Annotated in this window: 17 protein-coding genes; 8 read left to right on the top strand and 9 right to left on the bottom strand. The window is 72.7% G+C overall.

What is annotated here, in order from left to right:
* The first annotated feature begins 403 nt into the window (after window positions 1-403).
* The 3 genes from B056_RS0108810 to B056_RS35875 all read left to right on the top strand — a co-directional run bounded on the left by B056_RS0108810 (window position 404) and on the right by B056_RS35875 (window position 3,844).
* Complete coding sequence (locus B056_RS0108810) at window positions 404-1,672, top strand: septum formation family protein (RefSeq protein ID WP_018501508.1); 1,269 nt, start codon at window positions 404-406, stop codon at window positions 1,670-1,672.
* A 141-nt stretch (window positions 1,673-1,813) separates the two neighbouring features.
* Window positions 1,814-2,821: a septum formation family protein gene (locus B056_RS0108805; protein ID WP_018501507.1), complete on the top strand. Its 1,008-nt coding sequence runs from the start codon at window positions 1,814-1,816 to the stop codon at window positions 2,819-2,821.
* A 183-nt stretch (window positions 2,822-3,004) separates the two neighbouring features.
* A complete protein-coding gene (locus B056_RS35875; protein ID WP_084647117.1) occupies window positions 3,005-3,844 on the top strand; it encodes an IS630 family transposase in 840 nt (279 codons plus the stop codon).
* A gap of 205 nt (window positions 3,845-4,049) precedes the next feature.
* Here the strand turns inward: B056_RS35875 and B056_RS0108795 are convergent, their stop codons facing one another.
* Window positions 4,050-4,775: a hypothetical protein gene (locus tag B056_RS0108795; RefSeq protein WP_018501505.1), complete on the bottom strand. Its 726-nt coding sequence runs from the start codon at window positions 4,773-4,775 to the stop codon at window positions 4,050-4,052.
* Between the two features lie 1,722 nt (window positions 4,776-6,497).
* On the opposite strand from B056_RS0108795, the gene B056_RS44250 reads away from it, so the two are divergent.
* Complete coding sequence (locus B056_RS44250) at window positions 6,498-8,177, top strand: lytic transglycosylase domain-containing protein (RefSeq protein ID WP_018501503.1); 1,680 nt, start codon at window positions 6,498-6,500, stop codon at window positions 8,175-8,177.
* 146 nt (window positions 8,178-8,323) lie between these two features.
* Window positions 8,324-11,008, top strand: coding sequence for a sensor histidine kinase (locus B056_RS0108780; protein ID WP_026239485.1), 2,685 nt, complete (start codon window positions 8,324-8,326; stop codon window positions 11,006-11,008).
* On the opposite strand, the gene manB is transcribed toward B056_RS0108780, so the two are convergent.
* The 8 genes from manB to B056_RS0108740 form a co-directional block, all read right to left on the bottom strand.
* Complete coding sequence (gene manB / locus B056_RS0108775; protein ID WP_018501501.1) at window positions 10,989-12,062, bottom strand: mannose-1-phosphate guanylyltransferase; 1,074 nt, start codon at window positions 12,060-12,062, stop codon at window positions 10,989-10,991. The genes B056_RS0108780 and manB overlap by 20 nt on opposite strands.
* A gap of 182 nt (window positions 12,063-12,244) precedes the next feature.
* Window positions 12,245-13,156: a glycosyltransferase gene (locus B056_RS0108770; protein ID WP_018501500.1), complete on the bottom strand. Its 912-nt coding sequence runs from the start codon at window positions 13,154-13,156 to the stop codon at window positions 12,245-12,247.
* Between the two features lie 101 nt (window positions 13,157-13,257).
* Window positions 13,258-14,388, bottom strand: coding sequence for a glycosyltransferase family 4 protein (locus tag B056_RS0108765; protein WP_020463323.1), 1,131 nt, complete (start codon window positions 14,386-14,388; stop codon window positions 13,258-13,260).
* A 65-nt stretch (window positions 14,389-14,453) separates the two neighbouring features.
* Window positions 14,454-15,641 carry a glycosyltransferase family 4 protein gene (locus tag B056_RS0108760; RefSeq protein ID WP_018501498.1) on the bottom strand — a complete coding sequence of 396 codons (1,188 nt, stop codon included), beginning with the start codon at window positions 15,639-15,641 and terminating at the stop codon, window positions 14,454-14,456.
* 184 nt (window positions 15,642-15,825) lie between these two features.
* Complete coding sequence (locus B056_RS0108755; RefSeq protein WP_018501497.1) at window positions 15,826-16,020, bottom strand: hypothetical protein; 195 nt, start codon at window positions 16,018-16,020, stop codon at window positions 15,826-15,828.
* A gap of 64 nt (window positions 16,021-16,084) precedes the next feature.
* Window positions 16,085-16,798: a class I SAM-dependent methyltransferase gene (locus B056_RS0108750; protein ID WP_018501496.1), complete on the bottom strand. Its 714-nt coding sequence runs from the start codon at window positions 16,796-16,798 to the stop codon at window positions 16,085-16,087.
* Between the two features lie 130 nt (window positions 16,799-16,928).
* A complete protein-coding gene (locus B056_RS0108745) occupies window positions 16,929-18,122 on the bottom strand; it encodes a glycosyltransferase family 4 protein (protein WP_018501495.1) in 1,194 nt (397 codons plus the stop codon).
* 8 nt (window positions 18,123-18,130) lie between these two features.
* The gene (locus tag B056_RS0108740) at window positions 18,131-19,075 is read right to left on the bottom strand and encodes a glycosyltransferase family 2 protein (protein ID WP_018501494.1); all 945 of its coding nucleotides are present in this window, start codon (window positions 19,073-19,075) and stop codon (window positions 18,131-18,133) included.
* 140 nt (window positions 19,076-19,215) lie between these two features.
* Between B056_RS0108740 and B056_RS0108735 the strand changes: the two genes are divergently transcribed.
* The 3 genes from B056_RS0108735 to B056_RS0108725 all read left to right on the top strand — a co-directional run bounded on the left by B056_RS0108735 (window position 19,216) and on the right by B056_RS0108725 (window position 24,655).
* Entirely contained in the window at window positions 19,216-19,890 is a 675-nt protein-coding gene (locus B056_RS0108735) for an acyltransferase (RefSeq protein ID WP_195905863.1), read from the top strand.
* A gap of 4 nt (window positions 19,891-19,894) precedes the next feature.
* Entirely contained in the window at window positions 19,895-21,982 is a 2,088-nt protein-coding gene (locus B056_RS0108730; protein ID WP_018501492.1) for a DUF2142 domain-containing protein, read from the top strand.
* Window positions 21,983-22,045: 63 nt separating this feature from the next.
* Complete coding sequence (locus tag B056_RS0108725) at window positions 22,046-24,655, top strand: WD40 repeat domain-containing serine/threonine protein kinase (RefSeq protein ID WP_018501491.1); 2,610 nt, start codon at window positions 22,046-22,048, stop codon at window positions 24,653-24,655.
* The last annotated feature ends 3 nt before the right edge of the window (window positions 24,656-24,658 follow it).

Genomic DNA, 24,658 nt, shown 5'->3' with positions numbered 1-24,658 from the left:
CCTGGTCAGCTACCCCGTGAACGGCGGCTTCCGACTTCCAGCGGTGATCCGCACGAAGAGAACGGAAAGCTCAGCAGATTAGTCGGTGCCGTTCCAGGGGGTGCTCGCGGGTAACCGAGAGCAGAGGTCTTTGGACCCTGGACACTCTCAACTATTGCCCACACAAAGAGAAAGCAGGCCATCCGCCCCACAGAGCCCGGACGGGACGAACCCGAGTGGGGACTCCTTCGCATCCTGCCCTAATATGGCCTGCTGCACGGCCACCAGTACTCAGATCATCGCGTTGGGCATCAGCCGATCTGGACGACGGTGATCGTTGCGGTCGTCGGCCACCAGTCGCGACGCCTCCCGCTCCTCTGATCACGAAACCACCGAGAATCCCAGCTCCCGAGGAGACGCCGGCATGCCCGGGGACAGTGCGCCGCCCGCGCCGAAGAACGACGACAGCGACAACCGCGGCAGCGGCGGCGACGACCGCGACAAGAACGACGTCGACCAGGCGGACCCGTTCGCCGGCCTCGTCCTCGACGAGAGCTTCGTCGCCGGGGCCACCAGATACGAGGCGCCCGCCCGCACCAGGGCCGCCATCGCGCGCTTCGGACCGGTCGAGGACGGAAGGACCGCCTGGCGGCCGCATTCACGAGCCCGGCGGTCACGACTGCGATCCACCCGGCCGTTCCCGGACGCCGCGCCCCGAACAGGGTCGCGCGGCCGGATCGTCCTGGCGCTGATCAGCCTCGTCCTGCTCGGCAGTGTGGTGTACCCGTTCGTCATGTCGAAGATCAACAATGCGCCGCCGACCACTGTTTCCGCCGACGGGCCCGACTCGTCCGGTTCCTCCCCCGGCGATCCGGCCACCGACCCCGACGCATTCGACGACCACGGTCCGGATCTACGTCGGTGGGACTGGAAGTCCGGGCGTTGCTACAGCTGGCCGCAGGTGAGCACGGACGTCCCCGTCGACGACGTCCCCTGCGCCGAACCACATCTTTTCGAAGTCGTCGGCCCGCTCGACCTGAGCCCCGCCTACCCGCGGGACGCCCCGTACCCGTCGATCTCCCAGTGGAACGACCTCGAAGCGCGCCATTGCGGCCCGCTGGTCACGCCGTACCTCGGCCACCCGCTCGACCCCTTCGGGCGCTTCGCGGCAGGCACCATCCATCCGCGACGGCCGGAATGGGAGACCGGCGACAGAGACGTCGTCTGTGGACTGAGCCTTCGGAGTGACGCCCCAGCCGACACGCCATGGCTCATGAGCACCTTCTCGGGCAGCGTTCGAGGCGCGGACCAGGCCATGAACTACCCGCCGGGTACCTGCTTCCGCAACACGACCGACGGCAGCCAGGAGCGGGTCTCCTGCCAGGAGCCGCACCACGCGCAGACGGTCGGCACGATCACCCTGGCCGACACCGCCGACGGCGCCCCACCCTCGTCCGATGTGTTCAAGGACCTCGTGCAGGCCGCCTGCGCGCCCCAGACAGCCCCCTATCTCGCGCAGCACTTCGACGGCGCCACAGCCCGAGGCGGCTGGCACCTGATCCATCCCGAGAGCTGGCTCGCGGGAACACGATCCACCAGCTGCACGGTCAGCTTCATTGACCAGGCAGGAAATGAAGTAGAGACCACCGGTCCGCTCAGCCCCACGGACAGCTCGGGAACGTTCACCACGTAGGCGAGGCGCGAACCGTCGCTTTGATCTGAGTATCCGGGGCTGTTGTGGACGTCCACGGCCAGTCGCGGCGCATTTTGATTCTGTGTGTCCGAGGGAGTAACCGGCGTGCCCGAAAGTAACAACCACGAAAGGTCCACCTCAGTGGGCAACCGAGCCGCCCGGCTCGCCCGCCGGCTCCGACGGGTGCGGGCAGCCGAATGGCGCGACCATCTCACGACCATCGCGATCAACGCTGTTCTCCTCGGCGCCGTGATCTACGGGCTGGTCGCGCTGCTCGGCGACCGCGCCGCTGACCGCGAGTCCGGCGATCCGGACCAGACCGTCGCAGCAACCGTCGGCCCTGTCGATGGGTCGCCGACGGCGTCCCCGGCCGCCGACGCCGTCGTCGAGTTCGCGCAGGAGACCTACCAGCCCGGCCGTTGCTACTCCTGGCGACAGCACGTCGACTCGACCTCGACCACCGACGTTCCCTGTGCGGGTGTCCACTACTTCGAGGCGGTCGGCGACGCAGACATTCGGCCGGACCAGCCGGGCGACGGTGCCTATCCCACCCCCGAACGATGGCAGGCCATCACCGACAAGTACTGCCTACCCCTGATCGAGGAATTCCTGGGTCATCCGCTCGATCCCGCCGGACGATTCTCCGCCGGCATGATCCGTCCACAGGAGCCCGGCTGGGACATCGGCCAGCGCACGGTCACCTGTGGAATCACCGCGGGCATGACCGCATCCGATCCGCCCGCGTTCCGCCCGTTCGAAGGAGACGCCCGCGGCGCCGACCAGGCCAGGACGTTCGCGGCTGGAACCTGCCTTCGCCATGCCGGCGAAGGCGGCCTCGTCGAGACTCCCTGCGACACCCCCCATCACACGCAGAGCGTGGGAGTGGTCCGCGCGCCGGAGCCCCCGGGCGGCGGCGTGCCGTCCGAGGACTGGCTCCGCGAGGCACTCGGAACGCGATGCGGCGACCTCGCCGCTCCATACCTGGAGGTCGGCCGCTTCGGTGGCGCGCTCGTGGAACCGCGATGGGGCGTCATCTCGCCGGAAAGCTGGCGCGCGAGAAGCCGCCTCGCCACCTGCTTCATCGGTTTCGCCGACGAGACCGGCTCCCCCTTGCCGGTCACCGGACTCATGACCGCGGCGGTCCACTGACCGCCGCACCCTGACTTCGCGAGGAAGAGACCAGTGACTACCACGACTAGCAATCGACCTACTCGCGAGGCACGAGCCGCCTTCACCGATACAACCCTGACCGTATACTAATGAGAAACTAAGTTATCGGAATGTTGACTGACCGACGTCAGGTCGCCGGGAATGGCATGAGATAATTTACTCATGGATCAGGGGTCCGGTTCTCGTATTCCGCGACGCAATCTGGAAGATGTCCGACTGCTCGCGTTGAGCGCGGTGGACAAGGGCATGCATCCGAGGGATGCGGCGCTGGCTTTCGGGGCTGGCGTTTCCACGGTGTACAGCTGGTTGCAGGCGCGGAACGAGGGTGGGCCCGAGGCGCTGAAGGTGAAGGTCGCGTCCGGGCGTCCACCGCGACTCCCGGAGGAGCAGACAACACAGCTGTGGAAGCTGATCGTTGGTCGGGATCCGCGACAGATGCAGTTCGACTTCGCGCTGTGGACCCGGGAGATGGTGCGGGAGCTGATCCGTCGGGAGTTCGGGGTCGAGTACACCGCCCAGGGCGTCGGCAAGCTGCTGCGCCGGATGGGGCTGTCGCCACAACGCCCGTTGACGCGAGCCTGGGAGCAGGACCACGAGCTCGCCGCACGCTGGAAGCAGGTCGACTACCCGAAGATCCACGCGGAAGCGCAGGCCACGGGAGCGTCGATCTTCTTCGGAGATGAGGCGTCGGTCCGGACGGACTTCCACTCCGGTACCACCTGGGCGCCAGTCGGTCAGACCCCGATCGTGCGTGGCACCGGTAACCGCAAGACCGTGAACATGATCTCAGCGATCTCCGCGCAGGGGAAGCTCCACTTCTCGCTCGTGGACGGCACGACCACCTCCGCGACGTTCATCGAGTTCTGCCAGCAGCTCCTCCATGACATCGATGGCACCGTCTTTCTCATCGTCGACGGGCACAGCGCCCACAAGTCCGCCGCCACACGGGAATACGTGGCGTCGACCGAAGGCCGACTCAAGATCTTCCTGCTCCCGCCCTAATCGCCAGAACTTAACCCCGACTAGTGGGTCTGGAAGAACGTGAAGAACGACAACGCCGGAAAAGTCGCCGCCCGTGCCGTCGACGAGCTACGCGACAGCGTCAAGAAAGCGTTCGCTCGCCTCCTGGCTACGCCAGAGGCCATCCGAGGGTTCTTCCGATCTCCAGACTTGACCTACATCAACATTCCGATAACTTAGTTTCCCATTAGTAGGTGTCGTCGGTCTGGGCCCGTACATTCTGGCCCACGATGTTGAAGGTGGGGTCCACCTTGACGGGGAAGACGCGGGCGGGGTCCGACAGCCATTCCCGGTCGAGGTCCACCCGAAGGATCTGGGCGCCGTCCTCGCTTTCGGTCAGGGCGTAGGTCACGCCGCTGGAGGTGGCGGGCGTGCCGCCCTCGGTGCGGGAGTCCTCCATCCACCCCGGTGGGATCACGGCGCGCGGCTCACCGGCCGTGTCCGCCAGGACGACCTGACGGTCGTCGACCCTGGCGGTCAGGCCCTCCAGCGCTAGCGGGAGCTCCCACGTGGTCGGTGCCTCCGGCGAGCGGAGGACGATGATCTCCTTCAGGCCATCCGGGTAGGGGCCGAGCTCCAGGTCGGCCGACTCGCGCACGCCGGTGAACGTCGCCTTCGAGCCGTCGACCCGGGCCGTGGCGGACGCGGAGTCGGCCAGTGAGAACGACACCGACATGCCGTCGCCGAGCTCGACGCGCCCCAGTTCAGGGTCCGTCGCCGTCTGCGCGACTTCGACCGGGTGTTCGGTCTCGGCCGCGCGAAGCCGGCCCGGTTCCGCCTGCTCCAGGGACGTGTCGATGTCGACCCAGGCGTCCTTCTCGTCCTGGAACCGGACGGGGCCCATCGTCGACTCGGTGGTGAACGTTCCGTCGGGGTTGTGGAACTCACGGGTGCTCTCCGTGCGTTCCTGCACGATCTCCGTGCGTCCCGCCTGGGGTTTGCCGCCACGGCGCCCGGGGCCCGGATCGGGTTTGACGATCCGGGACTCCCCGAACTCCGCGCGGAGCGCCCCGCCGGGCCGCGCCGCGGCGGGTGGACCGCTGGCGGGCTCGGGCGGCGTAGGCGGCGCGGACGGGGCCAGCGAGGCCCGCGGTCGGTGAGACGCACATCGCCCAGACCCGGCGTGGTCGGCACCGCGCCCGGCAGGTCGGGGACGGTCCTGTCGACCGCGGCCGGGACGGCGGGCTCGATGGCCCCGGCCGGTTACGGCGCCGCTGAAAACGGGCAGGCGGCGGCGCCGTAACCGCCCGCCGGGAGGGGAACCCGGCAGGCGGCACGCATCAGGGGACGGGTGTGGGACGGGAGACGGCGGGAGGACGGAACGCGGGCGCGGGCGGTCGACGCGACGGGTCGGGAAAAGCGGCCGGCGGAAACCACGCCGGTGACCTGCGCCCGCGGGAACGGGCGCAGCAGAGATCACGGGCAATGCGAACTACGTCGGGTGACGGGAATCCCGATCGAGCCACCGCCCTGTGGGCTGGACGGGCGACACGGACCGCGTTCCGGTGGGCTCCGAAACATGGTCCGTCGGCCGGGAGCCAGCAGAGCCGGAATCCGGTGTCTGAATGTTTGCGGAGCGCAGCATTGCACAGCCTTTGCCGCCCCGCCAAGCCTTCAGTACAGGATCAGATACCTCCGGGTAGGAGGATTGACGGCTGGTGGTCGACCCGGGTACTCCACGCTCGTGCGCTTGCCCACGCGACACCGCGCCGCACCACACCGCACCCCGACCCGGCCGACCGGCCAGCCCGAGATGACGTTCGACCGTCACCCCACCGATGATCGATGTTGCGTGATCGCCCTGCCGATACACGGACGATCCATCCAGCCAACCCTTTCCCTCCGACTGTTATCAAGACAACAGTCGAGGCCGAACCCTCCCGTTTCGGTAGCGGACAGTCCGGACTTTCTGTCACAGTCCTGTTTCGCAACGCATCGCCGTAGCGAAGACCGTGGCTCCCGGTTGACAATCAACCGCCGCGAGTGCACCAGGATTTCTCACGGAGAGTGATGATCTAGAGAGCCGGCAGCCCGCTCCGGGCCGGTCTCGTCTACCGGTCCGTGGCCCTCGAGCAGCCGTACGGCTTCCGTCACAGCCGCACGGCGCCCTGCCTGGCCCGGTGGTCGGCGAGATTTCGCCTTCACCGGACCAGGCTTATGGGTCCTGAACAGGTAGTTTTGTCACACGCGCCCCCGCGTCCGGTAGGTGGAGCACTGTCCGTCGGGCGCCTCCGAGCCCAGGAGCAGCGTGCCGGTGAGCCGTCATCGCCGACCTAGTGAATCCACGACCGGTCCTCCCTCTGTACGCGAATCATTGAGCCAGCAGGTTCAGTTCAACGCGCACGGAAAGCCACGCGCCTCCCGGCAGGACACCGGCCGTCATCGACCGTTGGGGAAGGCGGTCCCGGCAACCGGCGCGAGTATTCCTGAAGTTCGGACCGCGGTGTTACCGGCTGTTGTTTCGGGCCCGGCTGCGACACCGGCGGCGCAGGGCGGCCCGAGCGGCGGGACGGCCCGGCACCGGCGCCCCCCGCCCCCCGCCAGACCCCCCGGCGCCAGCCCCCGTGGTGCCCGGCACGCCAGGCCGGCGCGGCAGGCACCGGCACACCGGAGCCGACGGTCGGGCGTGGTCCGCATGACGGTGCTGCCGACCGTGCTCGCGACCGCCCTGATGTTGTTCTGCGCCGCGGGGGCACCCCGCGACGACGACGACGGCGGCGACCGTGACCAGCTCGGCACCACCGCTCCCCAGCCGGTCCACCCGGGCGACTGGGCCATGCCCGAGCTGGTCCCCAACGGTCCGACCGCGACGCCCGATCCGACCGCCCTCACCTCGCAGTCGCTCGCCGAGGACGCGACCGCCGACCCGGGCGGCACCCATACGACGATCACCCTGACCGCCGCGGCGCGGGGCGTCCCCGCCCGGCTGCTGGCCGCCTACAAGGAGGCGGCCGACCGGCTCGCCGAGGACGAACCAGGCTGCCACCTGCCCTGGGAGCTCCTCGCCGCCATCGGGAAGGTCGAATCCGGGCACGCCGCCGGGCGGCCCATCGCCGCCGACGGCACCGTCACCCGGCGCATCGTCGGCCCGCCTCTCAACGGCGCCGCCGGCACCGCGCTGATCCGCGACAGCGACCGCGGCGCCCTGGACGACGACACGACCTACGACCACGCCGTCGGGCCGATGCAGTTCATCCCGACCACCTGGCGGACGGCCGGCCGCGACGGGAACGGCGACGGGCGCAAGGACCCGCACAACATCTACGACGCCACCCTGGCCGCCGGCTACTACCTCTGCGCCCACGGCCGGGATCTGGCCGACGCCGGTCAGCTCCGCGCGGCGATTCTCGCCTACAACCCGTCGGACGCCTATGTCCGCACCGTTCTGACCTACCTGAACGGCTACCGGCAGGGCGGCGCCGCGGTGCTGCCGCCGTCCACGCCGGCTCCCGGAACCGGTTCAGGCTCCGGGTCCGAGTCCGGGGCCGGCTCCGGATCTCCGACCCTGGACGGCGTGCCGATCGTGGCGATGACGCCGAACGGCCAGGGCGGCGCGCCGTCCAGCCCGCCGGGTACCTCACCCCCCGCGGCGACGCCGAGCCCGACGCCGACGCCGGGATGCGAGCCGCTGCGCGCGGCCGACCTGACCGTCGCTCTCACCGACCTCGATCCCGATGTCGCGGGCTACGAGGCGCTCGATCTCACCGCGACCCGCACGCCGTGGCCGGACGTCGACGTCACCGTCGACACGCGGGTGGACACGACCACCGGAACCGCGATCACCACGAGCCGCCGAACCGTGCCGGCCGAGGCCGCGAGCGCCGCGCCCGCGTTGCTGGCCCGGATCCCCGGCGCCGGCCTCGCCACCGCCGAGCTGGCGGACGACAGCATCGTCCTCACCCTCACCGCCGAGCCCGCGGACGGGGCCTGCCCCGCGGTCGTGCGCCTGCGCATCCGCAACGTCCACCCGGAGTCGTTCGCCCCGCCGGCCGCCCCGCCACCGCCCAGCACGCCGCCGACCACCGGACCTCCGGCCAGCGGGCCGCCGACCAGCGGGCCACCCACCGGCACGCCGACGACGCCGGCCGGCGCACCGCCCGCCGGCACACCATCCACCCCGCCGCCCGCGACCGCACCGCCCACGACCGCGCCGCCGGCGACCACCACGCCCGCGATCGCGCCGCCCACGACCGCGCCACCGGCAGCCGTGCCGCCCGCCGCCGATTCGGCCGCGCCGCCGGGCGAGGCGACCCCGGTCACGACCCCGCCGGCCGTTTCAGCCCCGGACGGCCCCCCGCCCACCGCATCACCCTGAGAGACAGGCGTTCGCCAACCGGCGTCCAGCCGGAGATCAACGAGAGCCGGTCGCCCGACGGAGGCGGGTCGCGCCGGATGGCGCAGTCGCGCGCACTTCGCCGCAAGCGGTCCCAGAAGCATCCGGCGCGGTCCAGACTTGCGAACGTGCCGGCAAACGCCCTCCATGCACTCGACACGGTCATGGTGCGCGCTTTCGCGGTCATCCGTACGCTGAATATCGCCGTTCTCGTCGGCTACGTCATCGTGTGGCGGTCCTGGTACGCGGACCATCCGGTCGGGCTCGGCGCGGCCGTGGTCACGGCGGCCTGGGGTGTCCTCTTCGTGGCCGTCTGCCTCGCCCGGCAGGCGCTCCCCCGCCGCCTCGTCGCCGGGAACGTGGCCCTCGCGATCATCACCAGCGCCGGCGCGGTGCTCTGGCTGCCACCGGATTCGGTGGGCGGCTCCGGCACCTGGGTGTTCTCCACCGCGACCCACGCGGCGCTCGTCGCCGCGACGGTGTACGGCCGCCGCACCCACGCCGTCGTGATCACCGCGATGGTCGCGGCGCTCCTCGGCGGCGCGGTGGTCGCCCAGGTCACCCTGGACGATCCCGCCCTCGGCGGGAACCACACCCCGCTGAAACGGGCGGTCGTCGGGGTCGTGATGCTCGCCGGGCTGGCGCAGCTCTTCCGGCTGGCCGTCGACCGGCTGCGGGCGATCGCGCTGGACGCCGACGCCCGCCTCACCACGGCCGCGGCCGAGCAGGAGGTGGCCGCGGTCGCCGCGGCCCGGCTGCGGGACGAGCGCGAGCGGGAGCGGGTGCTGCACGACACCGTCCTGAACACGCTCACCGGCATCGCCTGGGGCGGCGGTGCCTCTCACAGCGGACGGAGCGGGCCAGGTGGGCCCGGCAGGCCGGACCAGCCGGGCAGACCGGACCAGCCGGGCGGACCGCCGGTCGGGCCCGGGCAGCTCACCGCCGAGCAGTGCCGCCACGCGATCGAGGCCGTCCGGTCGATGCTGGACGGCACCGCCGGCGGAACGCGCGACCTGGCCCAGCCGATGCGGCGGGTGGTCGCCGTCACGCGGGCCCGCGGCCTGCGGGTGGACGTCCGGGCGCTGCCCGCGACGGATCTTCCCCACGAGGTGGTGGTGGCGCTGGCCGGGGCGGCCCAGGAGCTTCTCGCCAACGTGCGCCGGCACGCCGGGACGGACCGCGCCGCGCTCGAGGTGCGCTGGCGGCGCCCCGACGGGGCGGTCACCGTCATCGTGTCGGACCAGGGGGCCGGGTTCGTGGCCGGCGACGTCTCCGGCGACCGGCTCGGGCTGGCCCGGTCGGTGCACGCGCGGATGGCGGAGATCGGCGGGCAGGCCACCATCACCTCCGAGCCCGGTCGCGGGACCACCGCCCGGCTGACCTGGATCGGCGGGGAGAACGGCGGAGAACGCCGCGGGGAGACCGGTGGTGGGCGGGCGGCGGGGCGCCACTCCGCCCGGCCACCCGCCCACCGGCCGGCCCACCACAGAGGCACCAGCCCGCGGCCCCGAAGGTGGTGGGCCGGGTACCGGGGGTGGTGGGCCGGGTCGGGCGGGCGGTGGGCCGGGTCCCCGTCGACTGCGGCCGGCACCACCGCGGCCGAGCTCCGGGACTCCTACGCCGCCGGCCTGCGCCGGACGGTCGCCGCCGTGACGGCGCTCTGGTTCTTCTGCACCGTCGTCGTCCTGGTCTTCGTCGCGCCGTCGAGCCGGTCGGTGCCCGCCGCCGTGCTGCACTGGCTGGCGATGGCCCTCGTGGTGCTGCCCGCCGCCTGGACGGCCTACCACCGGCCGCTGCACCGCGCCGAGGCGATCGTCCTGATGGCGCTGGCGCTGGCGGTGACGACGGCGGTCGGCTTCAACATCGCGCCCACCCACGCCGACGCCGCCGCGGGAACGGGCGGGCCGCCGAGCAGGATCAGCACCTGGCCGGTCCTCATCCTGCCGCTGCTGCTGGCGTTGCTGGCGGTGTCCCGGTTGTTCGTCGAGTGGATCGTGGCGATCGCCGCCACCGTGACGGTGCTCGACCTGCTCGTGCTCCGGGGCGCGGGCACCGGCCCGCTCGCGCTCGCCCAGCTGCTGACCGCGACGAACGGCCAGATCGCCATGCAGGTCATGGTGTCGATGGGCGGCCCGCTGCTGCGGCGCACCGCGGACCAGGTCGCCCGCGCCGTGGCGGCGGAGACCGGGCAGGCCGCGGCCGCGCGGTCCGCGGCCGCGATCCGCCAGGACCGGGCCCGCGGCCTCGCGACAGTCGAGCGGGAGGTCCTGCCGCTGCTGGAGGCGGTCGCCGACGGGCTGCTCGACCCCGGCGACCCGGCGGTGCGCGAGCGGTGCGGCCGGCACGCGACTGCCGTCCGGCGGGCGCTGGTCACGGGTGCGACCGGGGCGCTGGGCAGTCTCGCCGAGCCCGTCTTCGAGGCGCGGGCCCGCGGGCTGGACCTTGAGGTGCGGGTGGCCGGCGAGGCGCCGCGGATTCCCGCGCGGGCGCGGGAGCGGCTCGCCGCCGTGCTGCCCGGACTGCTGCGCGCCATCCCGGCGGCGGGGGCGGGGCACGCCGTCCTCACCCTGCTCTGCGACGAGGGGGACGGCCGGCTCTTCCTGACCTACCCGGCCTCCGCCCCGCCGGAGCCCGCCGCGCTGGCCACGGTGACCGAGCTCGCCGCGGTGACCCAGGCGGCCGAGGAGAGCGCGCCGACCGAGGGGACCGCCGGTGGCGGGGTGCTCTCGGTCAGCGCGGACGTCGACGACGGCCAGGTGTGCGTGGAGCTCGCCTGGTCGGCCGGCCGGGCCGTCAGGCTCGGTCGGAGCTGAACCGGACGGCGCCGGCGCCGAGCACCGCGCCCGGGAACACCCGGGCCCCGGCGCGCAGCTCGTTGCCCGGCTCGATGACGGCGCCGTCGCCGATGACGACGTTCTCGAGCACCACCCCGTTGCCGATCACGGCCTCGCGGCCGACGACGCTGTCGCGCACGTACGCGCCCGCGCCCACGGACGCCCGGTCGAACAGCACCGAGCCGTCGATGCGCGCGCCGGTGCCGACCGAGGCGCCCGCGCCGATCGTCGAGCCACCGCCGATCTTCGCGTCGGTGGCCACCGTGGACCCGGGCAGCACGAGGCGGTCCCCGATCGGCCCGGGCAGCGCCGAGGACGGCATCCGCCCGGTGACGAGGTCCCGCGAGCCGAGGACGAACGCCGCCGGCGTCCCGAGGTCGAGCCAGTAGGTGTCGTCCGGGTAGCCGACCACCGGCACCCCGCCGGTGAGCAGGGAGGGGAAGGTCTCCCGTTCGACCGAGACCGGACGTCCGGCGGGAATGGTGTCGATCACCGAGCGGCGGAAGACGTAGCAGCCGGCGTTGATGAGGTTGGTGGGGGGATCGGGGGTCTTCTCGAGGAAGGCGGTGACCCGGCCCGCCGGGTCGGTCGGGACGACACCGAAGGCACGCGGGTCGTCGACCCTGGTGAGGTGGAGGGTGACGGCCGCGTCGGCGGTGGTGTGCCGCTCGACGAGGGCGCCGATGTCGAGGCCGGAGAGAATGTCGCCGTTGAAGATGACCACCGGCTCGTCGGCGCCGGAGCGCAGCCGGCTGGCGACGTTACGGATGGCGCCACCGGTGCCCAGCGGCTCGGTCTCGGTGACGTATTCGAGTTCGAGGCCGTGCCCGGAACCGTCGCCGAAGTACTCCTCGAAGACCTCGGCCCGGTACGAGGTGGCGAGGACCACCCGGGTGATCCCCGCGTCGCGGGCCCGGGCGAGCATGTGGGCCGTCACCGGCACGCCGGCGACCGGCAACATCGGCTTCGGTGCCGACATCGTCAACGGGCGGAGACGGGTTCCCTGCCCGCCGACCAGCATCACTGCGTCCATGGGGCGTCAGTGTCGCAGAGCACGTCCGAGTCGGTTGCGTGTGCCCGGCCGGGTGACCCCCATGCTCAACGAGAGGCCACAGGCTGGACACACATCGTCGGGCCGGCGTTCATGTCCCGCGGGGGTCACGGAGGCCGCGGGGCCCCGCGGCGGTCCCGCGGGAGCCGGCCGCGACCGCGGCCTCAGCGTGGCTTGCGGGCGGAGGTGAGCAGTTCGGCGGAGCGGGTCGCGCGCGCGCCGGCGCTGTCGCGGGCGAACGCCAGGGTCAGCAGCAGCCGGGCACCCAGGCCGACGGTGAGCGCCACCCGCAGCGGCAGCTGGGCCGGCCGGTCGTACTGCCGCCACAGGTAGCGGATCATGCTCCGGTGGTGGGCGAGCACCATCTTCCGCGACGACCGCTTCGTCGAGTGCCCGCCGAGGTGCTCGACGACCGCCGACGGGACGTAGACGAGCTGCCGGTCGGCCAGCCCGATACGCCGGCCCAGGTCGACGTCCTCCATGAACATGAAGTACGACTCGTCGAAGCCGCCGACGCCCTCGAAGACCTCCCGGCGCAGCAGCTGGCAGGAACCGGAGAGCCAGCCGGCCGTCATCTCCCGCGGGGCCCCGCGCTCGCGGCGGTAGGACGCCGTCCACGGGTTCGTCGGCCAGCACCAGCCGAACAGGGCGTGGCCGATGCCGCGCCCCAGCGACGGCAGGTCGCGGGCGGAGGGGTAGAGGGCGCCGTCCGGGTTGGTGATGCCGGGGCCGAAGGCGCCGCCGCCGGGCCAGCGGTCGGCGGCGGCGATCAGCTCGTCGAGGCTGCCGGGCCCGAAGGCGATGTCGGCGTTGGCGACGACCAGCCAGGGGGCGCCGGCGCCGGCCGCCCCGCGGTTCGCCGCGGTGCCGTAGCCGAGGTTGCGGCCGGGGCGCAGCAGGGTGACCTCGGGCCGCTCACCGGCGGCGCGGGTGCCGACGTCCACCTGCGGCGAGTTGTCGACCACCACGACCTCGTAGGGGCGGGTGGTCGACTTCGTCAGCGAGTCCAGGAAGGTTCCGATGACCTCCCCGGAGCGGAAGGTGACGACGATGACCCGGATCTCCGGCTTGTCCACCGGGGAACCGTAGCGCGTCAGCCGCCGGCCGCCGCACCGGCCCGGCGAGCCGGGTGGTCAGGCTTCCGGGCCGGGGCGGTCAGGCGCCTGGGCCGGAGCCGTCAGGCGTCGGCCACCGCGCGGGCGTAGCTCGCCAGGTGGGCCTCCGCGGAGGCCGCCCAGGTGAACTCGTGGGACCGGGCGAGCCCGGCCGCGGCGAGCTGGGCGCGGCGCTCGGCGTCGTCGAGCAGCGCGCTCATCTCGCGGGCGATCGAGTCCGGGTCGGGCTGGGTGTAGGCGACCGCGTCGCCGCCGACCTCGGGCAGCGACAGGCGCGGGGTGGTCAGCACCGGGGCGCCGCAGGCCATCGCCTCCAGCACCGGCAGGCCGAAGCCCTCGCCGTGCGACGGGTAGGCGACCAGCTCCGAACCGCCGAGATAGCCCGGCAGGTCGGAGAAGCGCAGGTAGCCGGGCCGGATCACCCGCAGGTGGCTCGGCACCGAGGCCACGGCCGCGTCGACGTCGTCATCCCAGCCGGAGCCGCCGGCCAGCACGAGCGCCGGCGGCTCGTCACGCCAGTGCACCGCCTCCGCCCAGCCGCGAATCAGGTTCGGGACGTTCTTGCGCGGTTCGAGCATTCCGAGGAAGGCCACATAGCGGGTGTCACCGAGGCCGAGGCGCAACCGCACCCGGCGCCGGTCCTCCTCCGTCGGCGGGTGGAACGTGGTCGTGTCCACCCCGTGATAGGCGACGTCGGTCGTCGTCGACTCGCCCTCGAGAACGCGGACGAGCTCGTCGCGGGTCGCCTTCGAGGGGACGATGATGCGGCTCGCCCGGCGCACCGCCGTCCGCATCGCCGACCGGAAGAACGTGCCCTTCACCGCCGTGTGCATCTCCGGCTCGGTGAAGAACGTGACGTCGTGGATGGTCACGCACACCGGCCGCTGCGCGCGTAGTGGCATCGTGTAGTGCGGCGAGTGGATGACATCCGCGTTCACCTGTTCGGCGACGAGCGGAAGGCCTGTCTGCTCCCACGCCAGCCGCGCCGGCCGGTGCGCGATGGCCGCCGGGCCCGACAGGACGGTCGCCCGCGGCGCCATCCGGCTGTAGCGTTCCTCGTCCGATCGCTGGCACACCAGCGCCATGTCGGCGCCGGCCGCGCCCAGAGCAGCGACGAGCCCGTCGACATACCGCCCGACACCACCGCGGTCGGCCGGAACCGAGGTCGCATCAACGAGCACCCGGGGTCCCACGGCGCTCCTTCCGAGACGTGCCGCCTGAATTCAGTGTGGCCGCTTGCTTCTCAACGGGGGCAACACTACGCCCGCCCGTCGTCGGCGACGGACACGGCAGGGGAGCCGCTGATTCGACGGTAGAGCTCCCAGCACGATCGCGCCGCCCCATTCCAGGTATATCCCGCCGCACGGACCGGTCCGGAACGCGACAAACGACTGTGTAGCCGGGGATTCTGGACGATACGCGCGAGCGCCTCGGCGAAGCCGGCCGGATCACCGATCCGGGCCACCAGTGCCGCGTCGCCGGCGACCTCGACGAGAGCCGGCGTGTCGGAGACGACCACCGGCACCCCGTGCGCCATCGCCTCGATGACCGGCAGGCCGAAGCCCTCGGAGCGACTCGGCGCGACCAGCACGGTCGCCCGGGAGAGCACCACGGCGAGATCTTCGTCACTGATCCGGCCGAGACCAAGGAACCGCCCGGACGCGGCAAGCTCGGCGAAGCCCCCGGGCCCGGTCGCGGCGGGACCGAGATCACCCCAGCCGGCCGCTCCGACGTGCACCAGCGGAAGGTCGGGCGCGTCCGGGTGACGCAGGGCGGCGAGCAGGGTGTCCAGGCCCTTGCGCGGCTCCATCGTGGCCAGGGTGAGCAGGTACCCCCGTTCGGGCAGGCCCAGCCGGGCGGCCCGGTGATCCGCGTCCGGCGGCACCCGCAGCACCGCCTCGGCGACCCCCTCACCGATCACGTGCAGCCGCCGCGCGTCGATCGGCAGTTGCTCCCGGATGTCGGCCGCGACGGCCCGGGTCGGCACGATCACCGCGTCGGCGTGCCGGGCGACCCGCTCCCCCATCTCCCGGTGCCAGCGGACGCCGTGCGGCGTCAGGGTCTCGGGGTGCGTCCACGGGACGGCGTCGTGCACGGTGACCACCAGCCGCTGCCCGGCCCGGGTCGCACCGGCGGCCCGGCCCCGCCGGCCGGGTGGGGGCACGAGCAGGGTCGGCGCGTGGATGATGTCCGCGCCGGTCGGGGTCGGGCCCGTGCCGCGCGCCCAGGCCGCGGCCAGCGCCCGGCGCGGCAGGCCCAGCCGCAGCGGCCCGAGGACACCCGGCAGAGCCGCCGCGGAGGTGTCCCGCCGCAAGGCGCACCACCCGACGACACCGTCCCCGGGATCCGCGGTCCGGGCCAGGGCGGCGGCGAGCTCCGCGGAGTACCTTCCGGTCCCCCCGGGGACCGGCGCCAGTATCTGCTCGACCAGGAAACCGACCCGCATGGCGCCAGTCTCCCCCGCCCCGCGCCCCCCACCGACCCCACCCCACCCGCCCAGCCCAGCTCCGCCCCAAATCAACAAAATCCCAACAGGCGGCGCGCAAGCCTCAGCAACCGGGGCGGGTCGGTGAGTCCATGGACTCACCGACCCGCCCCACATCGGCAGGCGCGGGGGGCAGGGGGTGGGGTCAGTGGTCGCGGCGGGCCGCGACCAGGCCGGCGATGATCATGACGGCGCAGCAGCCGAGGCCGACGACGTAGCCCCAGCCGCGGTGCCCGAAGGAGTCGAACGCGGCCCCGAGGCCGAAGACGACCAGCGCGAAGAGCATGACGGTGAGGAACGCGGCCAGCAGTTTCTGCGCGGGCGGCGCGGGCGCGCTCACGAGACGGCTCCGGTCCGCTTCCGGGCCGCGGCGTTCACGGCCGCGGCGTTCACGGCCGCGGTGTTCAGGGCTGCCGCCTGCGGGCGTGGGTCAGCACGACGCTGCCCGTGGTGTCGGGTGCGCGCCGGTCGGAGAGGGCCACCAGCGGGGAGAAGACCGCGGCCGCGTTCCAGCCGATGCGCCCGCCCTTGGCGGACAGGTTGAGGTAGAGGCGCTCCGCCCGTTCGGACCGGAACATGTAGGTCTGGCGGACCACCTCGAGCCCGGCGTCGCCGAGCAGCTTCGTGAGCTGCTCACCCGGATAGGTGTGCTGCACGTGGTAGCGCTCGCGGTGGCTGGCGAACAGGTCCGGCCAGCGCTCGGCCCGGGTCAGGGCGTCCGCGGACATCACCAGGTCGCCGCCGGGGCGCAGCACGCGGGCCATCTCGGCGAGGGCGGCCGGGCCGTCGTCGAAGTGCTCGATCGCGCAGACCGACATGACGACGTCGAAGGTGGCGGGCGCGAACGGCAGGCGCAGCGCGTCGCCCTCGACGAGGCTCGGGCGGTGCTTCAGGCGGCTGCCGAAGTCCAGCTTGTGGCGGGCGAGGTCCAGGCTGACGGCGCGGGCGCCGCGGCGGACCGCCTGGCCGGCCCAGTAGCCGTCGCCGCCGGCGACATCGAGCATGGTCCGTCCGTGCAGGTCGCCCGCCCAGGAGAGCAGGGTCCCGACCTCGCGGCGGCGCATGACATGCACCTGGTGACCGGCGTAGGCCAGGGCGTCGTCACGTAGGGAACTCATGGCGCACAGTCTGCCTTTCCCACCAGGCGGGACCTGGTCCCGACCCGTTGAACACCCAACTGAACACACTCATAGGCGACACACTTCGGGTCGCCCCGCTCCCCGGCCGCCGGCAGCGGGGCCCGCGCCGTCAGCACGGTTCGAGCACGGCGTCGAGGTAGCCGTCCCACGCGCTGTCGATGTCGGGTGGGGCCACCTTCGCGCGCAGCCCGGCGAGGACTCCCGGCTCGTACAGCCGGCGCAGGGCCGCCGCCAGCGCCGCCGGGTCGTCGGGCGGCACGAGCAGGCCGTCCACCCCGTCGCGCACGGACGTCGTGAGCGTGCCGACGCGGGTGGCGACGACGGGGACGCCGTGCAGATGCGCGAGGTCGACGTTCTGCGAGGCGGTGCCGGCCCGGTAGGGCAGGACGAGGGCGTCCGCGGCGGCGAACAGCGCGGGGACGTCCTCGGCCGGCACGTAGCCGGGGCGCAGCGTGACCCGCTCGCCGAGGCCCAGCTCGGCCACCAGGGCCCGCGTGCTCTCGATACCGCCCCAGAACTCCCCGGCCACGGTCAGGCGGACGTCCTCGGGGCCGGCGGCGAGCGCGCGCAGCAGCACGTCGAGGCCCTTGTACGGCCGGACCAGCCCGAAGAAGAGCAGTTCACGCGCCGGCTCACGCGCCGGCCCGGACGCCGGCCCGCGCGTCGGCTCGGACGCCGGCCCGGAGCGGGCCGGATCCTGGTCGGCGGCGGTCCACAGGTGGGGTGCCATCTCGGCGACGCGCACGGGGGCGGCGGTCAGCTCGGCGGCGAGTTTCGCCTGCGGGTCGGTGTGCACCAGCACGGCCGAGCAGCGTCGGAGCACCGCGGAGACCAGCGGCTCGTCGATCCGCCGACGCTCGTGCGGCAGCACGTTGTGGCACAGCGCGAGGACGGCCCGGGACGGCCGGGTGCCCGCGGCCCGACCCCGCGGCCCCGCCAGCCCGCGCAGCCCGGTCAGGATGCCCAGGTAGGCGGGAGCCTGGATCGGGGTCACGACGACCAGCACGACGAGATCCGCGGCGGCGGCGGAACCGGGGGTGCCCGGGCCGCGCAGCCGGCGGCCCAGCCGGAGCCACGAGTCGGGGCGGCGCCAGGACAGCGGGTAGGACGTCGCGGGGAACGGCGTCCCTTCGGGGGTGTCGACCCGCTGCTGGCCCGGGTAGAGCCGCGCCGGGTACTGGCGGGACCACGACTCGACCCGCACCTCGTGCCCGCGGGCGGCCAGGCGGTGCGCCAGCTCGGTGGTGTGCTGGGCTATCCCGCCCTTGTACGGATGGGTCGGCCCGATGATCGCGATACGCACGCCGACGCTCAGGTGTCGCTGCGCGACCGGGCCACCAGGTCACCGATCAGCGCGAGGACCACGATCTGGAACCCGACGAGGATCGCGAGCAGCGTGGAGGTGGTCACCCGCAGGTCGTACCGGACGAGGTCGACGATCAACTTCACGAAACCGAGCGCCATGATCCACAGGGCGACCGGCATCAGGACCTTGATCGGGTCGAAGTACATGACCATCCGCAGCACCTGCAGGATGTAGCGGCGGGCATCCTTGAACGGGTGGAACTTGGACGTCCCCGAGCGCTTCGCGTAGTGGATCGGCAGGTAGTCCACGGGGTGCTGGTTGGACAGGAACGCCATCGTGATGGTGGTGACGCAGGAGAATCCCGGCGGCAGCAGGCGCAGGTACGGAAGCGACACGTCCCGGCGGAACGCGCGTAGGCCGGAGTTCAGGTCGGGAATCTTCGTCCCGGAGAGTCGCTGCGCGACCATGCGAATGAACCACTTGGCCGGCACGCGGGCCCACTTGTGCGTGCCCTCCTCGGTCGTCCGTGCACCGACGACCTGATCCACGTCAGGGTTTTCGTCCAGGTAGCGAACAAACTCCGGAATACGTTCGTTCGGGTACGTCATGTCCGCGTCGGTCCAGACGACGATCTTCCCGCGGGCCTCCTGCGTGCCGATGCGGCGCGCCGTGCCCGAGCCGCCGTTGCGCCGGAACGGCATCAGCCGCATGTGGGGGAAGTTCTCCGCCACGTTGCGCAGGACGTCCAGCGTGCCGTCGGTCGACTTGTCGTCGATCACCAGCAGTTCGTAGCTGTAACCGCTGACGTCCATCGCCGCCGTGATGCGCTCGAGCTCGAGGACGACGTGATCCTGCTCGTTGTAACAGGGGAGCACCACGGTCACGTAGGGCGGTGTCTCCACAGCCGTCTTCGTCGGCTGTTCGGCTGGATGGATGGCGCTGACACTCACGTCGGTGTGACTCCCGGTCGTCGTTGCGCGCCCGCGTTCCGTCCCCGGCAGGTCGCGGGCAGTCCGCTCTCCAGGGTGACACGGCCCGCACCGGGGCCCGAACTCCGGTCGCCCCCGGACTGCGCCTACTGTTACCGCTCGTGGGGACGTTCAGAGGTGATCTACGGGAGTATGTGCGCCATGTACGGACTCTGCGGGCCGCGAGGGAGACCTCGGCCCGTTCGTTCGTGGCCGGTCTTCGGTATCCGCTGGCACACAAGCAGCCGATCTGGATCGGTTCACCGACTGTGATCGAGGGTCACGAGCGGATCGAGTTCGCCGACGGCGCCGCGCTGCGCATCGGGCTCGCCCCGTTCGGGCTCACCACCAAGCACGACGTCTCGATCCTGCGCGTGCACCCGGAGGGCCGGGTGCGCTGCGAGGGCGTCGTCTCGCTGCAGCGCGGGATCCGCGTCGTGGTCGACTCGGGGGTGCTCGAGCTCGGCCCGTTCGCCAACATCAACGGCTTCGCGAAGATCCTCGTCCGGGAGCGGGTGAAGATCGGCGCCTACTGCAACGTGTCGTGGAACACCCAGCTGCTCGACAACGACTTCCATCCCATGGTCGTGGACGGAGTGGAACAGCCCATGAGCGGGCCGATCGTGCTGGAGGACCGGGCCTGGATCGGCGCCGGGGCGATCGTGCTGAAGGGTGTGACCGTCGGGGAGAGCGCCGTCGTCGCCGCCGGTGCCGTGGTGACGAAGGACGTCCCGGCCAAGGCGATCGCGGCCGGCTCGCCGGCGAAGATCGTCGGACACATCGACCACTGGCGCTGAGCCGGTGTCCGCGTCGCCGACCGTCTCCCCCACCGGTTACCCGGTCGGAGCGCGTTTTCGGCCGATCATGCTGCTGCGCTCGGCACCGCTGCCGATCTGGCTGATCACCGGGCTGTTCGCGGCCCTGCTCGCCAGCTGGTCGGTGCTGGTGCCGCAGTACCACGCGCCTGACGAGCCGAACCACGTCGACGCGGTGATGCGGCTGGTCCAGGGCGCGGGATGGCCACACCCCGGCCACGCGTTCGTCCGTCCCGACGGGGTCGGCGCGATAGCCGCATCACCCTACGGAACCGACAAGCTACCCTACGACCTCGACTACGCCCCGATCGCCAAGGACGACGCCACCCCGCGCGGCGACCGCCCGACCTGGGACGAGATGGGCGACATCCGCCAGCCCGACGGCGAGCCGCAGCCCGCCGGGGAGATCCAGCAGCTCGTCCAGCATCCGCCGCTGTACTACTGGGTCGGCGCCGCCGTGCTCTGGGCGCTGCCCGGCGGCGACGGTGACGACCTGCGCTGGGACGTCACCATCGGGATCCTGCGCCTGATGAGCGCGCTGATGGTGGCGCCGATCCCGCTGCTCGCGTGGGCGGGGGCGCACCGGGTCAGCGACGGCAACCGGGTGGCGTCCACCTGCGCCGCGCTGGTACCCCTGGCGGTCCCGCAGCTCAGCCACATCGGATCGAGTGTCAACAACGACAACCTGCTCGCGCTGACCGCGGGCCTGGCCACGGTGACGATCGTCTACGTCCTGTGCGGGGACACCTCCCTGCGCACGGCCGCGTGGACCGGGGTGTTCATCGGCCTCGCCCTGTTCTCCAAATCGCTGGCGATCGTGCTCGTGCCGATGGCGGCGCTCGCCTACCTCGTCGCCTGGCGGCGGGCCCGGCGGGACGCGCACGCCCCACCCGCGCCGCCGCGGCGCGGCCCGGACGCCCCGTTCCTGCTCGCCGAGACCGGCCTCATGGCGGTCCCGCCGGGCTCGACCCGGCCGCCCTGGCGGCAGATCCTGCTCGGCGGCGTGCTCATGATCGGGTTCGGCGGCTGGTGGTGGGTCGTCAACCTCGTCCGGTACCGGACCTTCCAGCCCGAGACCCCCGGATTCCCGCTCGGCAACCTCCTGGACGACTGGGGGGATTACACCGAGGTCCTGGTCAACGGGACGATCCTGCGCTGGTGGGGCTCGTTCGGCTGGTTCGAGACGAACCTGCCGACGGAGTTCGTCCGCCCCGCGAGCGTCGCGGTGGTCGTTCTTTTCGCGCTGGCGGTCATCCGGGGACGCGACGGCCGGACGCGGGTGAATCTGCTGTTCCTGCTGTGGCCGACAATCGGCCTGTTCGGGTTGATGACCCTGCAGTCGGCCCTCGCGTTCGCCGACCATCATCACGTCAGCGGGATCTCGGGGCGTTACCTGTACGCGGGCCTGCCGGCACTGGCGATCGGCGTCGGGATGGGCTCGCTGGCCTTCGGCCGACGGGTCTCCCGGGTCTTTCCGGTCCTTTTCTTCGCGGCCGCCGCGGCGGCCCAGTGGTGGTCGGTCAAAACCGTTCTGCCGTACTTCTGGAAGCCCCCGGGTGGCGATCTCGCCGACGCCTGGGACGCGATGACGGCCTGGTCCCCCTGGCCGCCGGCCGCCGCCGTCGCCACGGTGTGGGTCGGCGCCGCGCTCGCGCTGGCAGTGCTGGTGAGCTGCGGATGGATCGCGTTCCAGGGTCCTGACGCCGACCCGGGCCCGACCCGTCCGGGCCCGACCGGTCCGGGCGCGGCCCGCCTGAGAACCGCCGCTCCGGAAACCGCCACTCCAGGAACCGCCGGCCCGGAAACAAACGATCCGAGAACGAACGATCCGAGAACGACCGACTGGGGACCGGCGGATTCACGACCGGCGGATTCACATCCGGTGTCTTCCCCGGACGGGTCGACCGAATCCACGACGATGGACGACTCCGAACCCGTGGACATCGCATCCGTCGACTCCCGGCCTTCCGGGCCGGGACGCTCCCAGGCCACGAGTACCCCCACGACCGCGACAACGCGTTCCACGGCAAAAGGCGACCCGCCGAGCGTGACGAGCCCGGTGCCGTCACACTGAAAGCAGGCCGCGGAGCGCACGCGTAGGCTCTGCGGTGTCAGCCATCTCGGTTCGGGGGGAGCCGTGCGTCGAAAGCGGGACTGGGAGACCGCGCCGCCTCCGGATCCCACCGGACCCTCGACCACCGCCGCGTCGAACCTGGCTCTGCCACTCGGTTCGGACGACCCCGAACAACTCGGCCGTTACCGGCTGCTCGGGCGTCTCGGCGAGGGCGGCATGGGCACGGTCTACCTCGGGCGCAGCCCGGATGACCGGCTGGTGGCCGTCAAGGTCATTCGGGCCGACCTGGCCCGTGTCCCCGAGTTCCGGGCCAGGTTCCGGCGGGAGGCGGACGTCGCCCGGCGGGTCGCCCGCTTCTGCACGGCCGAGGTCCTCGACGTGGTCGACCCGCCCGACGGGCAGCCGTACCTGGTCACCGAGTACGTCGACGGCCTCACGCTGGCGCAGGCCGTGGCCGTCGAGGGCCCGCTGCGCTCGGCGGACCTGGAGCGGGTGGCGGTCAGCGTCGCCGCCGCGCTGACGGCCATCCACGGTGCCGGGCTGGTGCACCGTGACCTCAAACCGTCCAACGTGCTGCTCTCGACCCTCGGCCCGCGGGTGATCGACTTCGGCATCGCCCGGGCCCTCGACGCCCAGACCATGCTCAGCCAGGAGATCCAGCGCATCGGGACACCGGCGTTCATGGCACCCGAGCAGGCCAACGGCCTGGCGGTGACCGCCGCGGCCGACATCTTCGCCTGGGGCGGCCTCGTCACCTACGCCGGCACCGGCTCCTATCCGTTCGGGGACGGGCCGACGCCGGTCCAGCTCTACCGGGTCGTCCACCGGGAACCGCTGCTGGACGGCCTCGACCCGGCGCTGCGACCGATCGTCGAGCAGGCCATGCGCAAGGACCCGGCGCAGCGGCCGTCCGCGCAGGAGCTGTTCCTGCGGCTGGTCGGCATGGGGCCGGCGACCCATCCCGACCCCGACGTCACCCGGGTCATCAGGACGGGATCAACCCCCGTCATCACCCCGGCCACGGATCCGCGGGCCGGTTCCGCGGCGCCGCCGGTGGACGGCGCTCCCGCCGGCGCCGCACCGGCGGGCCAGAGCCCCGGTGCCGCGCTGCCGGGGCAGGCCGGAGGAACCCCGCCGCCGGGCCGGAGCGGCGGCACCGCGCGGGGGGGGCAGTCCACCGGTGCGAGCGCCGGCACCGGTGCGGGCACGGGCGGCACCGGCCCCGACACGGGCGGCACCGGGGCCGGGGAGGCGGGGCACGGGGCGCGCTCGCTCGCCGACGTCCCCGCGCAGCCGGCGCCCGAGCACGACCAGGCCGCCGACCGCCGCCAGCCGGCGCCGGGCGGCGGGCCCGGACCCCGGGCCACCCGGTTCCTCGCGGCCACCTCGCGGCGCCGGATCGCGCTGTTCGCGGCACCGGTGCTCGCGCTGCTGCTGATCGCCGCGCTCATCCCGCTGGCCTTCAGCACCGGTGCCGGCAAGGAGGAGACACAGGCCGACGTGGCGCGGCGGGTGGCCGCGACCGCCGAGGCGGTGCGCGACTCCGACGCCGGTCGGGCGGCGCGACTGAGCCTCGCGGCGTTCCGGATCAGCCCGGTGCCGCAGGCCCGCGCCAGCCTGCGGACGTCCTATTCCGCCGCCACCGCGACCGTGCTGAGCGGGCACACCGGCTCCGTGCTCGGCCTGGGCATCAGCCCGGACGGTCGGACCGTCGCCACCTCGGGGGCCGACAACGTGGCCCGGCTGTGGGACGTCTCCGACCGGACGCGCCCCCGGCAGCTGGCCACCATCGACGCGCACGGCGCCTGGGTGCTCGACGCGGCGTTCAGCCCCGACGGGAAGCTGCTGGCGACCGTCGGCTACGACCGTTCCGCGCGCCTGTGGGACATCAGCGACCGGACCAGGCCGAAGCAGCTGTCGGTCATGCTGGCGCACAACGGGTACGTCCTCGACGCCGCCTTCTCCCCCGACGGGAGGATGCTGGCCACCTCGGGCTACGACAACACCGCCCGGCTGTGGGACATCACCGACCCGCGCCAGCCGCACGAGCTCGCCGTGCTTAACCGGCACACCAGCTGGGTCAACGAGGTCGCCTTCAGCCCGGACGGCAAGCTCCTCGCCACCGCGAGCGCCGACCACACGGCGCGGCTGTGGGACATCGCCAACCCGCGCCAGCCCCGCCCGCTGGCCGCCATCACCGCCCACACGGACTTCGTCTGGACGGTCGCCTTCAGCCCCGACGGCCGGCGCCTGGCCACCGGTGGCTACGACGGCCTGGTCAAGATCTGGGACGTCACCGACCCGACGCGGCCGGGCGCGACCGCGTCGTTCCGCGCGGACGAGAAGTGGGTCTTCGACGTCGCCTACAGCCCGGACGGCCGGACCCTGGCCACCGCCGGCTGGGACACCAGCGTCCACCTGTGGGACCTGACCGCGCCGGGCCAGCCCGCGCCGGCCGGCCGGGTCTCCGGCCACGGGGACTGGGTCCAGGCCGTCGAGTTCACCCCGGACGGCACGTCCATCGTGACCGTCAGCGACGACCACACGGCCCGGATCTCCCGCATCGACGACGCCGGCCTGGTCGCGCGCGCCTGCGCGGACCCGTCCCGCCAGATCACCGCGGCCGAATGGCAACGCGACATCACAGACGTCCCCTACCAGCCAGTCTGCTGACCC

Origin of the sequence: Parafrankia discariae (genome assembly GCF_000373365.1) — a bacterium.
Taxonomy (GTDB): Bacteria; Actinomycetota; Actinomycetes; order Frankiales; family Frankiaceae; genus Parafrankia; species Parafrankia discariae.
The sequence above is the reverse complement of the archived record's forward strand: the minus strand, read 5'-3'. Positions and strand labels throughout refer to the sequence as shown.

Excerpts from the sequence above, each read along its gene's own strand:
- B056_RS0108810 (WP_018501508.1), top strand. The coding sequence starts at position 404 with ATGCCCGGGGACAGTGCGCCGCCCGCGCCGAAGAACGACGACAGCGAC.
- B056_RS0108750 (WP_018501496.1), bottom strand. The coding sequence starts at position 16,798 with ATGAGTTCCCTACGTGACGACGCCCTGGCCTACGCCGGTCACCAGGTG.
- B056_RS44250 (WP_018501503.1), top strand. The coding sequence starts at position 6,498 with ATGACGGTGCTGCCGACCGTGCTCGCGACCGCCCTGATGTTGTTCTGC.
- B056_RS35875 (WP_084647117.1), top strand. The coding sequence starts at position 3,005 with ATGGATCAGGGGTCCGGTTCTCGTATTCCGCGACGCAATCTGGAAGAT.
- B056_RS0108760 (WP_018501498.1), bottom strand. The coding sequence starts at position 15,641 with ATGCGGGTCGGTTTCCTGGTCGAGCAGATACTGGCGCCGGTCCCCGGG.
- manB (WP_018501501.1), bottom strand. The coding sequence starts at position 12,062 with ATGGACGCAGTGATGCTGGTCGGCGGGCAGGGAACCCGTCTCCGCCCG.